This is a genomic window from Desulfolutivibrio sulfodismutans DSM 3696, assembly GCF_013376455.1.
GTDB classification, from domain to species: Bacteria; Desulfobacterota; Desulfovibrionia; order Desulfovibrionales; family Desulfovibrionaceae; genus Desulfolutivibrio; species Desulfolutivibrio sulfodismutans.
The window spans coordinates 737,678-753,322 of the sequence record NZ_CP045504.1; the positions used below are offsets into that span (position 1 = coordinate 737,678).

Consider the following 15,645-nt stretch of genomic DNA (forward strand, 5'->3'; position numbering starts at 1 on the left):
GCCTAAAACTCCGGAACCTTGACCTTGTAATCAATGCGCTTGGCGGCCTTGGCGTCGGCCTTGGCCTTTTCCAGGTTGCCCATGGCCTGATACACGAAGGCCCGGTTGCCCAGAATCTCGGCATTATTGGGGTCGATGGCCAGGGCCTTCTCAAAATCGCCCAGGGCCTTGTCGTACTGGTTCATCTGGGAATAGCACAGGGCGCGCACGTTGTAGGCGCTCATCAGGTTCATCTTCTCAATCCCTTCCGGCTTGGAGATGATCTTGTTCAGCGACTCAACGGCCTTGGGAAAATTTCCCTGGTCAATGGACGACAACGCCTCGGCGAAATCCTGGTCAGGTGTGGCCTGCCCCGCAAGCGGAAAGGCAAGACATAGGCAGGCAGCGAGAAAAAAGGCGCGAACACACGTTTTCATGGTCAGTTCCCCATGGCCTCCTTGGCCTTTTTGAAGAAATTTTTGACCTTCTTCATGGGCTTTTGCTCTTCAAGCTTCTGAAACTCGCGCAAAAGCTCTTCCTGTTTCTTGGTCACGTTTTTCGGGATGGTCACCGTGACCTGGACCAAGAGATCGCCCCGATCCCGGCCGCCGGGATGCGGCAGACCCAGGCCGCGCAAGGCGAAGACCTTGCCGCTCTGGGTGCCGCGCGGTATCTCCATGCTCTCCGTGCCTTCAAGGGTGGGCACCTCGATCATGTCGCCGAGAGCCGCCTGCACGAAGCCTATCTCCGTAGCATAAATGAGATCCTGGCCTTGGCGGTCAAAAACCTTGTCCGGCTCGACCCGGATGATCACGTACAGATCCCCGGGAGGACCGCCGTTTTTGCCGGGTTCGCCCTCGCCGCGAAGCCTCAGGCGCATGCCGTTGTCCACCCCGGCGGGCACCTTGACGCTGATTTCCTTGATCTCGTGGAGAAGTCCCCGGCCCCGGCAGGCGGCGCACGGGGTGGTGATCACCGTGCCCTGGCCCCGGCACACGGGGCATGGCACGGCGATGCGGAAAAATCCCTGGCTTTGGTGTACCTGCCCCGCTCCACCGCAGTGGCGGCAGGTCTCGGGGCGGGTGCCGGGCGCGGCGCCGCTGCCGCCGCACTCCGCACACGGAACTTCCTTGGGAATCTTCAGGGCGACTTCCGTCCCGGCGGCGGCGTCTCGAAAGGCCACGGTCAGATCGTAGCGCAGATCGGACCCGGCCTGGGGTCTGGGGCCACGCCCTGCCCGGCCGCCAAATCCGAAAAATTCCCCGAAGATGTCGGAAAAGGTGCTGAACACATCGTCGGTTGAGGAAAAACCGCCGAAACCGCTCCCGCCAAGCCCTTCCTTGCCATACCGGTCGTACCGCGCCCGGGTCTCCGGATCGCGCAACACCTCGTAGGCCTCGGCGGCCTCCTTGAACTTGGACTCGGCCTCGGGGTCGTCCGGATTACGGTCGGGATGATACTTGAAGGCCATCTGGCGATAGGCCTTCTTGACTTCATCCTCACCCGCATCGCGCCCGACGCCCAAAATCTCGTAGTAGTCAGCCTGGGACATAGTGCTAATGGAACTCGTTAGGATTCAACATGGATGCCCGCTTCCACGATGGACTCGGAAGGCAGAACCTCACCGGCGGCAATTTCGCGTAGCGCGGTGACCACTTCCTTGTTCTTGCATTCCACGAGGGGGGTGTAGCCTTCTCGGTACTGCTTGACCCGTTTGATGGCCATCTGGACAATGAGGAACCGGTTGTTGATTCTCTGCAGGCAATCTTCGACGGTAATTCGAGCCATTCGTTTCTCCTTGCGCGCCGGACGGGCTGCGGTGACGGCCAGGGCGTGTTCGTCTACCCTGGTAAGTCGTTTTTCGGCCGAGTCAAGGGGCCCGACGCCGGGCATGACACGGCCGCTTCGGGACAAGATGTCCAACGCAAAACTGAAGTTAATATCCCAGATCGTTTAGATCCGTCAAGGGCCATGATCGATGGCGTTACGGCCCTGGTAGCGCACGGCCAGGATCGTGATGTCGTCGGATTGGGGGGCGTCCCCGGCATAGGCCTGAACCGCCTGGAAGATGCCTTCGACCAGTTCTTTCGGTCCCCGATGCCGGTCGGCCCGGCAGGCTTCAAGCAGCCGTTCGTTGCCGAACAGGGCGTTTTTATCGTTCATGGCCTCGGTCACGCCGTCGGTATAGGCCAGAAGCGTATCCCCCACAGCCAGGGTGAGCGTGCCGACCTTATAGGGGAAATCGGGCATGGCCCCGAGCACCAGCCCGCCCGAGGGCGGCAGAAAGGCCGTGGTCCCTCCCGGACGCACCGCGACCGGCAGGTTGTGGCCGGCGTTGGCGTAGTCGAGACGGCCTGTGCGCAAATCCAATATGGCGCAAAAGGCCGTGACGAAAAGCCCTGACTCGTTGTCGTGGGCCAGCTTGTCGTTGACCCGGGCCGCGATTTCCACCGGGCCCCGCTCCGGCCGGGTATAGGCCTTGAAAAGGGTCATGGTCACGGCCATGAACAGCGAGGCCGGCACGCCCTTTCCGGCCACGTCGCCGATGACCAGAAAAATCCGGTTTTCGTCCAGGGCGTAGTAATCGTAAAAATCGCCGCCCACCTCCTTGGCCGAATCCAGCATGGCGTAAAGCTCCACCTCCGGCCGATCCGGAAAGGCCGGAAACATCCTGGGCACAATGCCCATCTGGATGTCCCTCGCCACCCGCAATTCGCCCTCGATGGCCTCCTTGGCCGCCCGGGTGCGGCGTTCCTCCACGACGTTGCGCACAATGCCGACGAAGACGGCCATGCCCAGGGCGTTGGCCACGAGCATGGGCACGGCGGCGGACCTGACCACGACCAGGGCGGTGGCCACGGGCGTGCCGAAAACCACCCCGGCCACCATGTGGAAGGCCTCGATGCCAAGGGCCAGGGCCACGGCCTGGGTCGTGGTGAGGAGCTGACCGCCACGGAACCGATACACGAGTCCGCCGACCAGTCCGGCCAGGATGGTGGACAGGGTGCAGCCGTAGCAGGTGGGACCGCCCAGGGTGAACCGATGGGCCCCGCCGAGTAGTCCCGCCCCGAGTCCGGCCAGGGGACCGGCCAAAAGACCGGCCAGGGCCGGGCCCAGGTCGCGGATGTTGATGTAGGAGCCGAGGATGCTGACCCCGGACAGGGTGCCGTAGATGGAGAAGAGGCCGAAAACCACGGCCATGACGGCCAGGTTTTTCGGCGTGCGTTTCCCGTCAAGAATCTCGGCGAACACCCGGGTGCGCGTCAGGCCATAGGCCAGGACCATGACCACGCACACGCTTTGGAGCAACGCCACAAGGCTCGATGTGGTCGAATCCATGCATCCCTTCTAATAGGCCAATCGCCCCAGGGACTTCATGATCAGCGTCGCGCCCATGGAGAACATGCCCATCAGCCCCATGCCGCAGGAAAAGCCGGCCAAAAGCACCGGCGCATACTGCCGCCACATGGCTCCATAGCGCTTGAGGAAATAATACCGGCCGAGCATGGCCCCCAACAGTTCGAGGATGAGGCCATGGGGAGTGCTCTGCCCCAGGCCCCGCACGATGCCGTAGACCAGGAGCACCGGCAGCCCGAAGACGCTTAAAATGGCATAGACAATGAGCCCAAGGAACATCCCGGCCGAGACGTACCAGCCGCTTAAGGCCTGAAAGAAAAGCGAATTGCCCTCCAGGGTGGAGGTCTGCATGAGCAGGGTGTTTAAGGCCTGCAAATGCCACAACTCCTGGGCATAGGGATAGGAGGCGGACGGGATGGGGGCCAGTTGCCAGATGAACTGGGAAAAAAACAGGCTGGCCACCATGACCACCGGAAAGACCACGATCTCGGCCTTGATGATGCCCCGCAGGCTGGTGCCGGTCAGTTCGATCTCCCGGAAATCCACCGTGGCCTTGCCATAGTTGTGGATGGGGATGGGGGCGTACCAGATCTCGATGCCCTGGTAGCCGAAAAACCTGGCCCCGGCGATGAAGCTGGCCTCCCGAACCAGGGGCAGGCTCACGAACTGTCCGGCGATGCCCTCCATGCGCGCGGTGATGTAGGAAATGACCGGGGTATAGATGAAGCCGTACAAAATGAAAAAGATCCACGGAAAATTGGGCACAAGCCACACGCACATGGCGATGTAGGACAGGGTGGACACCACGTAGATGGCCACGGATACCCAGAAATTGATGTCCCCCCGGGCCTTGTTGGTGATGAACAGCGCCCGATACCCCACCCCGCTCGACCCCTTCCCGAAGGACTTGGCCACCTGCCATACGCCGATGATGCCGATGGCCAGCCCGAGGCCGATGCCAAAACTCATGTAAAAGTCGAAGTTGTTGGCGAACACCGTGTCCACGGTGCCCATGCCGTAGCGCCAACGGTGCAGGATGCCGTGCTCGAACAGGATGGGGTTGGCCACCACGGTGATGAGCAGCCCCATCAGACCACCGATGACCGCCCAAAACGGCAAGACCATGCCCGTAAACAACAGCCCCAGATCGAACTGGATGCCCGTGGCCACGGCCGGAAGCCATTTTTCCGTGCTGCGGGTGAAGTCCGCCCAGGGAATGGGAATGAGGCGGAGGGGCTCGGTGAACACCAGCCCCGAAACCACGGGAAAAAGGACGTACACGGCCCCAAAGACCAGTCCGATCATGCCTCCGATGGAAAAGACCCGCCATTTCCAGCCGGTTTTCTTGTCCTCGGTGGATTCGGCCAGGGCCATGGTGCCCAGGGCCCCGACCGGGGCCATGGGAAAGGGCAGCTTTTCCACATCGGAGGTGATGCGGTACAGGGCGTATCCCAGGCCGAAATGGTCCACCCGCTGGATGATCTGGGAACCCACCAGAAGCAGGATGGGGATGAGCCAGTCGCGGTGCAAAAACGTGCGCTGCAACAGGGATTCGGAGCCCACGGCCGGGGCCACCCAGGCGGGGATGAATTCCGTCAGCCCCAGCATCTTGGCCGCGTCGGACTGGATAAGGTATTGGTTCCAGAGCAATCCCGAGAACGGCGAGGCCATGGCCGCCCCGGCCATGTAGTACAGGAGGAAGATTTCCTGCTGCTTGAGTTCGGTGTAGGCCCGCTTGGCGATCTCCGCGAACAGGATGATGGTCACCCACCGCGCGGCCGGGCCGATGCCCGTGCCGATGACCAGTTGCAGGTACATGCTGCCGGGCATCATCAGAAAGCCGATGAACACCGCGCCAATAATGGTCTTCCAGTCGAAGCCCTCCTCGAAATGCTTGGGCTGCGGAAGAAGATCGCGATATTCTTGCAGTTCCTTGTCGTCGTACATCAGCTCTCCGTCTTTCGTCCCGGTCGTGAAAGTCCCTGGTCTGGCTGGCGACGCTCAGCAGGGTTGCGGCCTGGCGAGGTCTTCCTGTGCATCGAAAGGCGTCATCCAACACCACGCGCGTCCTGGCGGCGCCTCTAGTTCGGCAGCACCAGATAGCTTTGCCCGGCATAGATGCCGATGACGGCGTAGATGCCGCCCATGAGCAGATCGCCGATGATCAGCCCCACAAAAAGCATTCGCACCCGCCGAAAGAGCGACACCCCGCCGTAGCGCAGGGTGAGCTGGTTGCACATCCAGCCGATGAGGAAACTGAACCACAGGATGCGCATGGCCGAACTGTACATGGTCAGGTAGCCGATGGGATGGATGGGCCACCAGTAGAACCGCTGGTAGCAGATCACCAGCACGAACATGATCACCGCCCCTGCCAGGGCGAACCCGATGATCCATTCGTTGGGCCCGGCCGGGGCGTCGAACAGGCGCTGCACGTTCTCGTACACCCCGACCGTGGTCTGGGTCTCCCAATCCACCTGGAGGTCGCGCAGGCCGTACTTGTGGCACAAGGCCAGCATGGCCGTAAACGAGACGATCACGGACAGAAAGAGCGCCACGCCAAGTCCGGCCATGATCAGGCGCTTTTGGCGCACGTTTTCGGTTATCTTGGAGAAATGCATCAGCGAGGGCATGAGCGATTCACGCAGATCCACAAACAGCACCTTCTGCATGACCGCCGCCATCATAAGCCCGATATTGGAGAAAAACCCCGATCCGAAAAAGGCCAGAAGCCCGTCCGTGGGCGCGGCGGTGAGGGTGAAATAGGCCAGACCGCCCTGGCAGATGATGCGCGTGGCCACCAGCATGATCACGAAAAAAATGCCCAGAAGCAGCACCGCCGGGACAAGCGACATGCCGAAATAGACGCACCAGGCCGCCAAAAGCCCAAGCCCGGCCAGGACGCCCCAGAAGGACAGGGCGGCGGAGATCCATTCGCTCTCGGCGGCCGCAGCCCGGCGGAAGGTCAGGGCATCCCTGGCGGCGGCGAACAGGTGTTGCCGGGCCAGCCAGACGATGAACAGGAAAAACACCCCGTAGGCCCCGATCATCTGGGTCTCCTCGGGACGGGTCAGGGTCGGGCCGAAGGTCACCCCCAGGGCGGACGAGGGAATCTGGTAGCCGATGACCTCGAAAAATCCGAACAACAGGCCGCCGAGAAGGTAAAACACCCAGAAGCTTAGGGAAATCTGCCGGGCGGTCAGGTAGGCGAAGCCGATAAACGCCGGATAGAAATAGATGCGCAGCTTGCTGAACCCGGAAAAAAAACCAGTCTGGGGAAAATAGGGCCCCAAAAGAAACAGGGTGGGAAACTGGGGCACGGCCGGGTCGTAAAAGCCGATGCCGTTGATCGTATGCAGAAAGATCGGGATGAAAAGGCCCACCATCAGGAAACGGTCGGTGAAAAAGGCAAAGGGGCGGCCCTGGTCATAGGCCTCGGTCATGAGCGTGGGCACGCGCAGAAGCGGGAAATTCATGCGTTCGTTGGCCACCCACTGCCGGGAAAAGAGATTCACCAGGCAGACCATGACCAGGTAGCACAAAAGGATGAACACGCCCCAGGCAGCCAGGGGCACGATCCACGCCGACCAGGGGATGCGGGCGAGCACCTCCAGCCAGCCCAAGCGATAGCCGCCCTCCAGGCCGTTGTACAGGGCCTCCACGGCGGACGGATCAATGGGCGCCCAGTCCTTGGGAACCAGGGGGGCCAGCACGTCCTTCCAGCGGTTGCCCACCGTGGCGAAATGGGCCGGGGCCGTGATGTTGATGAAAAACGTCCGGGCCAGGCCGGTATAGGCCACGCCGGAGACCACGACCATGAACCCCCAGGACACGAGGAGTTCGATGCCCGTGAGGACAGGATTTTTCCGAAAAAACAGGCGCGAGACCAACGCCGCGCCAAGGGTGGCCACAAACAGGATGAAAAACGGCGCCAGGGGGAAATGCCCGCCCCCAAGGGGGGTGGCCGCCATGTACATGTTGTTGGCCGGGGTCACGGCGCAGATGACAAGCCCCATGACAATGCCCAAAACCACGCTTCGCGCCCGGATCATGCCCGCCCTCCCAGGGTGTCGGCCCGATTTCCGGCCGTAAAACGTGCCTGGAAGCAACGCATGTGACGCCCCAGGCGCATCCTCGCTTTGAGCGGCATCATGCCCCCCTCGCTTTCTGCTCGGCAAACCCGGCGACGATGTTTTCCTCGTAGGCCACCTGGTTTTCGGGGTCCAGGGAACGCCACACCAGAAGCTGTTTGCGCAGATTGTCCAAAAAGCCCTTGTTCAGGCGCTTCCACATGCCCGCCTCACCGGCCACCCGCCTCAAGGTCACCTGGATTTCCATGAACCCCGGGTTTTTCATGTCCGGCACAAACAGGATGTCCACGCGCTCCTTGATGCCGAAATCAAAGGGAGCCAGCCACACCATGGCCGTGAGCCGGAAGCAGGAACGCAGTTCGCGAAACGCCGTGTCGATCTCTCCGGGATGCGGCCCCTTGTCCGGAACGTCCCACGGGCATTCGAAGGCGAACTGGACGTCGTCGGTGGAAAAAAGGCCGTGGGAGATGTCCTGGTGGGACTTGTAATAGTCGTACAAAAACCCTCCGGCGTATTCCTGCTCCCGAATGCGCATGAGAAACGGCAGATGCACGGAGATGACGCCGTCAATGGCCTCGGGCAGGGTCCAGGAACGGTTGACGTCGGGGATGGCGATCTCCCCAGCCACCTTGGAGGGATAGATGACCGACAAAAGGACCACGGCGATGACCAGGAGCATGGCCGCCACCCCGGCCAGGGAGGAATAGTTGGCGGTCATCCCGGCCCATATGGAGGTGCCGGACAACAGTCCGGCCGCGGTTTGGGCCAAGAGATATCCCAGGACGGCGCTGATGACCGCAAAGGCCAGGGCTTCGGCGATGAACAGGAAGGAGACGTGGGTGGGGGCCAGTCCCACGGCCGTGTATACCCCGATCTCCCGTTTGCGCTCGTAGACGCTGCCGATCATGGTGTTGAGCACGATGCACACGGAGATGATCAGCGGGATGATGATGTTGGGCACCCCGGCGTAGCTCAAGGTATCCGAGGAATGGTAGACGAAGGTGCCGTTCTGCTCCCCGGCGTAGATGGCCAGTCCGAAACGCTCGGCCAGCCTGGAGGCCAGGGTCCGGGCGTCCATTCCGTCAGTGCCGTCAGGGCCGCCCGATACGCCGACCGGGGGGGACACGGAAATGGATTTGAGCGACCCGCCAAGCCCCATCAGCACGTCATGGGGAATGATCACCGTCACGTCGCCGTCCACATGCTGGTAGCGGCTTTGCATGGCGCGCACGTCCTCGCCGGAGTCCATGGCCTCTTTTTCAGCCTCGGTGGCCTCCATGGCCGCCTCGCTGGGGAAAACCACCGGGGTGAGCGTCTCGCCGTCGAGATCCGTGGCCCCATCCAGGGCATTCTGCCCGAAAACGCCCACCACCCGGAAATCCATGCCGAAAAGGCGCACCATGTCGCGCCCCGGGGAGAGCGGGACCACATCCAGACGTTTGGCCAGCCCCTCGGGCAGGATCACGGCCATGCGCTCGCCCGGCGCAAACCAGCGCCCGCCCGTCAGGATGCGGCCCATGCGCGCGGCCTCGCCCGGCTGCGTTGAAAGCCCCATGACCCCCTGGGCCGTCACCCGCCCGGAGGAGGAAACCAGTTCGCTCATGCCCGGCTGGGTTTTGTCCGCAAGTTCATACCACGACAGGGGCAGGACGCTTTCGCCGGAAGCGAACATGTCGCTTACGGTGGCCAGGGCCTCTGGCGGCAGGCTGCGCCAGCCGATGTTTTTGATCAGCGCGCCCTGATAGGGGGCGTCGTCGCGATATTTCACCGCGCCTTCCTGGCGGGTGCTTTTCACGGCGGTGAAGCTCATGATGGTGAACGTCAAAATGATCAGGGTCAGGCAGGTGAGCGTGGTGCGGATCTTGCGACGCCGCAGGTTGCTGACGCCGATGACGAAGGCGGCGGCAAAGGCCTTAAGCCCCCCGATCTCCGAGGTCTTGACGTGCATGGCCCGTTTTTGCAGATCGCCCATTTCCCGTTCGAACCGGAAGAAGATGATCATGGCCACGCCGAAGGACAATCCCAGGATGAAAAAGGCCAGAATGACCACCAACGGGCTGTAGGTCAGGCGAAAGGCCGGATGCACATGGTAGACCACGGCGATGACCGCCGCCAGGATGCCGCAGAAGCCAAGAATCCGCTTGTGGATGTCGGCGTAGCAGAAAATGACCCGCTCCAGGCAGTAGGCGAAGGGCACAAACAGGGCGATGTAGAACAACACGCCCAGCAACACGTCTTTCTGGGTCTTCTCCACGTCGTTGTAGACCCGGGTGGCCAGGGCCCAGCTCGACCGGGCGGCGGACACGAAGGCGTCATAGGATTGCCCGGCCAGGGCCTCTTCCCCAGCCTTGAGCTGGGCCACGCCCGCGTGTTCCAGTTCCCGGATGCGCTCGTTGAAAATGCCGTGCTCCTCCAGATTCTGGATGCGGGGCGCCAGAAGATCCCACATGTCCCGGGCGGCGGCCATCTCCGTGACCGGCAGGATGGGCCATTGGTCCACGGAATAGCCCGTGCCCAGGGGATCCTTCGGCGAGGCGTTCAAAAGGATCATCTTCCGGGCCAGCACCGTGTCCGACAGGATGAGCTTATACGGCGTCCCGGGCTCCAGAAACAGGGTCAGAAGCGTGGAGTCGAGCGTATCCAGGCGGCTGAACCAGGAGCGCATGGGCGGGGCCTCGCGCCGACCGTCCAGGAGTTCGATCTTGGTGAAATAGCGGAAGGTGCGCGGGTCCAGGGCGGAAAAAAGCGTGCTCTGGTCGCAGCCGAACATGATCAGATCGGTTTCCATGGCGTCCCGGGACATCTTGACCCGGTAGGCATCCTTTCCGGTCTGCTTCTTGTCCACGGCCCACACGGCCTCGCCCGTGTCCGGGTCGAAGCGGAAGCCCTCGATGATGGCCTTGTCCAGGACGTATTTGCTGCTGGAAAGGCCGTTGACCCGGAAAATGCCCTTGGCGTCGGCCATGGCGTAGAACCGGGACTTGCCCTGGTAGACCAAAAAGACCGTGCCCGGGGCCGGACGTTCGGGAAAAAGCTCTCCCTGGCGGATGAAGTTGGCCCGGCCGGTGAGCGACGCCAACACGTTTCGCGGCCGCCGGTCCCCGGCATCGAAGGGCTTGGAGCACACGTCGGCCAAAAGCCGCGTGGCGAACCGGCTTTGCCGGGATAAAAAGGCGAAATCCACATGTTCCGGGATGTCGTCGGGGGTTCCCCAGAGTCCACGGGAGTCGTTGACCGTGGCCAGGGTCAGACCCAGGATGCCCGCGATGGCGCTGACCTCGCCGCCGAGCTTGGGCTTGTCCACCAGATAGCTCTGCCAGGGATGCAGGCGACTTTGGCGCAGGGCGTCGCGGTAAAACGGCTCGCCCGTCCGGGACAGGCCCATTTCGGATTCGATGGTGGCCGCCGAATCCGACAGGAACCGGCCGATCTGGCCGTAGGCCTGGGAGATGTTCACCTCGGGCTTGAGTTCGTAGGTAAACCCCTCGCAAAAGCCCCCTACTCCGTTGCCCCGGCTGGACAGGTACAGGGAGACGGCGGCCAGGATGTCCTTGTCGCCCACCTGGCGGCGCAGATCCCGGGCGCTTTGCACGCAGCGCAACTGCTCCTCGGCGCTTTTGATGCTCTCGCCCAGGCGGTCCATGGCGGCGGGAATGACCCCAAGGAGCACCTGGCGTTCCTCGGGGGTGACCGTGGAAAAATCCTCCAGCCACACCAGACGGCGCAACACCCGCCGCTCCTCGGCCAAACGCGTGGTTTCCAGGCTTTCCTGGGCCCCCTCGACCTCCAGGCGCAGGCGCATGAGCCGGGTGGTCAGGGAATCCACCGCGTCCTTGAGGCCGGTGATCAGCCATTGGCTCACGGCCGGAGAGACAAGGATATTTCCTGCTCCCTCCGCCTCCAGGGCGGCCTGCAGGGCCTCTTTGGCGGCCGTGTCGCGCTCGATGCCTTCCTTGAGCTCGCGCACCACCCCCCGCAGATCGCGCCCCTTGACCCGAAGCGCGGTGATCAACTCCCGCATCCCGGCCTGATCCCTGCCCTGCCCCGAGGTGGCGGCCAGGAGCACGGACCTGGCCGGAGGGGCGTCCCGAAGCTCCAACGCCAGTCGCAAAAGCGCGGCCAGGGAGGCGGCCTGATCCGCTCCCGGGGCCCTTCCCGGCACGAAGGCCCCGGTGTCGTAGGCGGCTTCCACCAGGATCACTTCATGGGCGAGGTTTGGGTCGCTGCCCGGGATAAACACATGGATGTTCTCGGCGATGGCCTGTTCCCACCGGGCTGCGGCCGTCAGGAGCACTTCCGGCGCGGCGAAATCGGGGGCGTCAAAATCGCCGAAAAGGGCCCGGGCCTCCTGCGCGCGCATGTAGAACCGGGGAAACTTGATGGGCGTCAGCTCAAACTTGTCGCGGTAAAACCCGGCTGTGGACGGCCCGCCGTCCACGCCCCGGTCAATGTAGATCAGGGCCTTGGCCCCGAGTTGGGCGGCGTTGATCCAGTTTTTTCCGGAATCCAGCTCCATGAGCACGATCTGTCCGGAGATTTCCCGGCCGGACAGGGAGGCGAAGTCCCCCTTGCCGCCGTAGACCGCCCGGCCGCCGATCCCTTCAGGGGGCACGGCCCCCGGGGTCAGGGCGTTGAGGTCCGTGGGCAGAAGCGGCGCGAAGCGATCCGTCCCGGCCAGATTGATGCGCGTCGGGCCGTGCCCCAGAAACGGGAGCTGATAGGCATGGCGTCCGACCTCGCCGATCCCCAGGGAAGAGAAAAAATCGAAAACGAAATCCGCCGCCGCCTCGCCCCCCGGGGTTCCGGCCCGGCGATCCCCCAGCGCCGCCAGGGCGGTGACGATCTCCCGCTCGAAATCCTCCCCGGCGACGGCGGGCATATGCTCCATGACCCGATGCCGGGCATGGTCCGGGGCAGGCCTTTCCGGCTTGCGCCGCGAGGCGGCCTCGGCGACGCCGTGCGGCACGCCCAAAACGGCCCAGGCCGCCAGGACGGCCAGCAGCCAGATCACAGCCCGGCCCGGCCTGCCGGAAAAGAAAGCCTTTGCGTCGTACAGGGCCATGCGCCTGCCTATGCGTCCTTGGAGCTTATGGCGCCCACGGAGATGTTGAGCTGGTCGCGACTCTCGATCTTGTCGATGCGGCCGTCGCGAATCCAGACCACCCGATCGGAGACGGCCAGCATCTTGTGGTCGTGGGTGGCGGAAATGACCGTCACCCCGCGTTCGCTGCTCAAATGCTTGAGCAGGGCGATGATTTCCTCGCCGGTGCTCAAATCCAGGTTGCCGGTGGGTTCGTCGGCCAGGATGATGGCCGGGGTGTTGGCCAGGGACCGGGCGATGGCCACCCGCTGCTGCTGGCCGCCGGAGAGTTCGTTGGGCTTGTGGGCGTGGCGCTCGCGAAGCCCCACCAATCCCAGAAGCTCCAACCCCTTCTCCACGGACTCGTCGTTGGACATGCCGGCGAAGACCATGGGCAGAGTGACGTTCTCCAGGGCGGTCATGACCTGGATGAGATTGAAGGTCTGGAAAATATATCCGATTTTCCGGTTGCGCAGCCAGGCCAGTTCGTAGGCGTCGAGTTGGGCGATGTCCACCTCGTCGATGTACACCTTGCCCGTAGAGGGTTTGTCCAGGCCGCCGATCATGTTGAACAGCGTGCTCTTCCCTGAGCCGGACGGCCCCATGATGGACAGGTATTCCCCGGCCTGGATGCTTAAATCCACGCCTTTGAGGGCCTGCACCACCTGGGCGCCCATCCGAAAGGTTCTGGTGACTTCCGAAACCCGGACGATGTTGTGTCCCGTATCCATCCGCCCCCCGTAAAAAACGCCTGTTGAGTCCCCGGACGCGCCGGGTCAGCCTCATTCCTGAACGCGCATGGCCTCGATGGGCCGCATCCGGGCGGCCACCACGGCCGGATACACCACCCCGGCCAGACTCAAGATGAATCCCACCACGATGGCCGCCCCGACGGATATGGCCAACCCGCCCACCGGAAGCCAGACCAGGGCCGCCAGGCCAAAACGCGCAAGTCCGGCCAAAAGGGCGGCCACGGCCCCGAACACCGCACCAATGAGCGCCCCAACGAATCCCTGCATGCCCGCCTCAAGCAGGAACAGCCGCAGCACGAAGCTGTCCAGGGCCCCCAGGCATTTCATGGTGCCGATCTCCCGAAAGCGTTCGGTCACGGCCATGAGTTGGGCGTTGACGATACCCACGGTGCAGACCAGAAGGGACAAAATGACGATCCAACGCTCCTTGGCCCCGGTCCCCACGCTCTCGGGCAGGGCCCGGCCGTCGGCGTCCACAGGGGGCTCGGCAGGCAGGTCGTAACCGGCCTTGACCAGAACATTGCGCAATTGCGGGTCGCCGGAATGCAACAGGCCCGTGGCCACCTCGGCCCCGGCCAGCACGAAGCCCAGAAAGGCCACGGCCAAAATGAGCCCGACCACGGTGATCATGGACCGAAAAAAACGCACCTTGATGCTTTTGATGCTGATTTCCAGAGACTTGCGAAAGGGCAAGACGACCTGACGGGAAATCTTCTTCCCGCCGGTGTCGAAGAAGGCGGAGGCGGTTTTGCCCGTGGCCATGGAACATCCCGGAGTGGTTTTGGCTGGCGAAGACGCCAAGCGTGTTCAGGTCCGAACAAAGCTTATCAAAAAAAAATTCCGTATGTAATAGGTAATATGCGGTTTTCGCGGTTTCGCCGTCCGACTTTCATGAAACCGTGACCGAATCGGCGTCTGCGCCCACCGCCGCCCGCCCGGCGCCGCAACAATCCGGCCTATTTTCTCCCGGCCCGGCGTCTGGGGATCTCGATGGCGTATTTTTGAATCTTGTAGTTCAGGGCGCGGCGGCTGACGCCCAGAAGAGGCGCGGCATCCTTTTGCACCCAGCCCGATTCCTCCAAGGCCCGGATGATGGCCTTTTTCTCGCTCTCCTCCAGGGACAGGGACTGGTTGCCCTCCGGGGCCTGGGGCGCGGACGGCGCCGGGGCCGCTGGAGCGGGGGGGGCGGGCGCAAACGGGGTGAAGGCCGAGGCGCGGGCCCCCGGCAGGGGGAGCTGGAGGTCCACGGGAAGCAGCGTCCCGCCGGAACACAGCACCACCCCGCCCTCCAGGGTGTTTTTGAGTTCGCGCACATTCCCCGGCCAGGAATAGGCCAAAATCGCCGAAACCGTATCCGGGTGCAGGGCCACCAGGGGAATGCCCTGCCTGCGGCAGAAATCACTGACGAAATGCTCGGCCAACCCCGGAATGTCCTCCCGGCGCTCCCGCAACGGCGGCACATGGATGGTCACCACCTTCAGGCGGTACAGCAGATCCTCCCGGAACCGGCCGCCCGCCACCTCCTGAAAAATGTCGGCATTGGTGGCGGCGATGACCCGGCAATCCACCTGTATCTCGCGCACGTCGCCGATGCGCCGGATCTTGTGGTTTTCCAGAAACCGCAACAGCCGGACCTGCATTTCGGAACTGATGTTGCCGATCTCGTCCAGGAAAAGGGTTCCCTGGTGGGCCTGTTCGATGAGCCCTTTCTTGTCCTTGACGGCATGGGTGAACGACCCTTTGACATGCCCGAAAAGCTCGCTTTCCAGAAGCCCGGCCGGGGTGGAGCCGCAGTCCACGATCAAAAGCGGCCCGGCGTGGCGGGCGCTTTTTTCGTGGATCAGATGGGCTACCAGTTCCTTGCCGGTGCCGGATTCGCCAAGCACCAGCACGTTGACGTCGCGGGGGGCCACCCGGTCCACCAGGGCGGCCAGTTCCTTCATGGCCTGGCTTTCGCCCACAAACGACACGACGCGTCCGCCCCGGGCTTCCTCCCGGCGGCCGGACTTGGCCAGGACGGAGGCCACCTTGGCCAAAAGCTCCCGGCCGTCGAACGGCTTGGTCAGGTAATCCACCGCCCCGTGCTTCATGGCGTCCACCGCGCCGGAGATGCTGCCGTGGGCGGTCAACAGGATCATGGGCAGGCCGGGATGGAGCTTTTCGATGAATTCCAGAAGCTTCATACCGTCCATGCCGGGCATGCGGATGTCGGAGATGACAAGATCCACGACCCCGGTCTTCAGCCGCTCCAGGGCCTCTTCGCCGCTTGCGGCCTGCACGACGAGATATCCCGCCGAGGCCAGCCTGGCGTCGAGCACCTCCAGGATATGCGGGTCGTCGTCCACCACCAGGACGTGTTTTCCTTCGCGGACGGCGCTATTCATGG

Annotated in this window: 10 protein-coding genes; all 10 read right to left on the reverse strand. The window is 63.2% G+C overall.

The features are described from left to right. Positions 1-2 precede the first annotated feature (2 nt). On the reverse strand, positions 3-416 hold the full coding sequence (locus GD606_RS03540; RefSeq protein WP_163302743.1) for a tetratricopeptide repeat protein: 414 nt from the start codon (positions 414-416) through the stop codon (positions 3-5). Between the two features lie 2 nt (positions 417-418). Next, entirely contained in the window at positions 419-1,531 is a 1,113-nt protein-coding gene (gene dnaJ / locus GD606_RS03545; RefSeq protein WP_163302744.1) for a molecular chaperone DnaJ, read from the reverse strand. 17 nt (positions 1,532-1,548) lie between these two features. Next, on the reverse strand, positions 1,549-1,767 hold the full coding sequence (rpoZ, locus tag GD606_RS03550; RefSeq protein WP_163302745.1) for a DNA-directed RNA polymerase subunit omega: 219 nt from the start codon (positions 1,765-1,767) through the stop codon (positions 1,549-1,551). 174 nt (positions 1,768-1,941) lie between these two features. After that, positions 1,942-3,318, reverse strand: a complete 1,377-nt coding sequence (locus GD606_RS03555) for a PP2C family protein-serine/threonine phosphatase (protein WP_163302746.1) — start codon at positions 3,316-3,318, stop codon at positions 1,942-1,944. 9 nt (positions 3,319-3,327) lie between these two features. Then, on the reverse strand, positions 3,328-5,283 hold the full coding sequence (locus tag GD606_RS03560; RefSeq protein ID WP_163302747.1) for an OPT family oligopeptide transporter: 1,956 nt from the start codon (positions 5,281-5,283) through the stop codon (positions 3,328-3,330). Between the two features lie 134 nt (positions 5,284-5,417). Further along, on the reverse strand, positions 5,418-7,388 hold the full coding sequence (locus tag GD606_RS03565; protein ID WP_163302748.1) for a DUF6785 family protein: 1,971 nt from the start codon (positions 7,386-7,388) through the stop codon (positions 5,418-5,420). Positions 7,389-7,485: 97 nt separating this feature from the next. Continuing rightward, positions 7,486-12,489 carry an FtsX-like permease family protein gene (locus GD606_RS03570; RefSeq protein WP_163302749.1) on the reverse strand — a complete coding sequence of 1,668 codons (5,004 nt, stop codon included), beginning with the start codon at positions 12,487-12,489 and terminating at the stop codon, positions 7,486-7,488. A gap of 8 nt (positions 12,490-12,497) precedes the next feature. Beyond that, positions 12,498-13,238: an ABC transporter ATP-binding protein gene (locus GD606_RS03575; RefSeq protein ID WP_163302750.1), complete on the reverse strand. Its 741-nt coding sequence runs from the start codon at positions 13,236-13,238 to the stop codon at positions 12,498-12,500. Between the two features lie 51 nt (positions 13,239-13,289). Further along, the gene (locus GD606_RS03580) at positions 13,290-14,021 is read right to left on the reverse strand and encodes an ABC transporter permease (protein ID WP_163302751.1); all 732 of its coding nucleotides are present in this window, start codon (positions 14,019-14,021) and stop codon (positions 13,290-13,292) included. A 194-nt stretch (positions 14,022-14,215) separates the two neighbouring features. Continuing rightward, entirely contained in the window at positions 14,216-15,643 is a 1,428-nt protein-coding gene (locus GD606_RS03585; protein ID WP_176629192.1) for a sigma-54-dependent transcriptional regulator, read from the reverse strand. Positions 15,644-15,645: the final 2 nt, after the last annotated feature.

What these genes read in the sequence shown, in the direction of transcription:
- rpoZ (WP_163302745.1), bottom strand. Translation starts at nt 1,767, where the DNA reads ATGGCTCGAATTACCGTCGAAGATTGCCTGCAGAGAATCAACAACCGG.
- dnaJ (WP_163302744.1), bottom strand. Translation starts at nt 1,531, where the DNA reads ATGTCCCAGGCTGACTACTACGAGATTTTGGGCGTCGGGCGCGATGCG.
- GD606_RS03555 (WP_163302746.1), bottom strand. Translation starts at nt 3,318, where the DNA reads ATGGATTCGACCACATCGAGCCTTGTGGCGTTGCTCCAAAGCGTGTGC.
- GD606_RS03585 (WP_176629192.1), bottom strand. Translation starts at nt 15,643, where the DNA reads ATGAATAGCGCCGTCCGCGAAGGAAAACACGTCCTGGTGGTGGACGAC.
- GD606_RS03580 (WP_163302751.1), bottom strand. Translation starts at nt 14,021, where the DNA reads ATGGCCACGGGCAAAACCGCCTCCGCCTTCTTCGACACCGGCGGGAAG.
- GD606_RS03575 (WP_163302750.1), bottom strand. Translation starts at nt 13,238, where the DNA reads ATGGATACGGGACACAACATCGTCCGGGTTTCGGAAGTCACCAGAACC.
- GD606_RS03540 (WP_163302743.1), bottom strand. Translation starts at nt 416, where the DNA reads ATGAAAACGTGTGTTCGCGCCTTTTTTCTCGCTGCCTGCCTATGTCTT.
- GD606_RS03560 (WP_163302747.1), bottom strand. Translation starts at nt 5,283, where the DNA reads ATGTACGACGACAAGGAACTGCAAGAATATCGCGATCTTCTTCCGCAG.
- GD606_RS03570 (WP_163302749.1), bottom strand. Translation starts at nt 12,489, where the DNA reads ATGGCCCTGTACGACGCAAAGGCTTTCTTTTCCGGCAGGCCGGGCCGG.
- GD606_RS03565 (WP_163302748.1), bottom strand. Translation starts at nt 7,388, where the DNA reads ATGATCCGGGCGCGAAGCGTGGTTTTGGGCATTGTCATGGGGCTTGTC.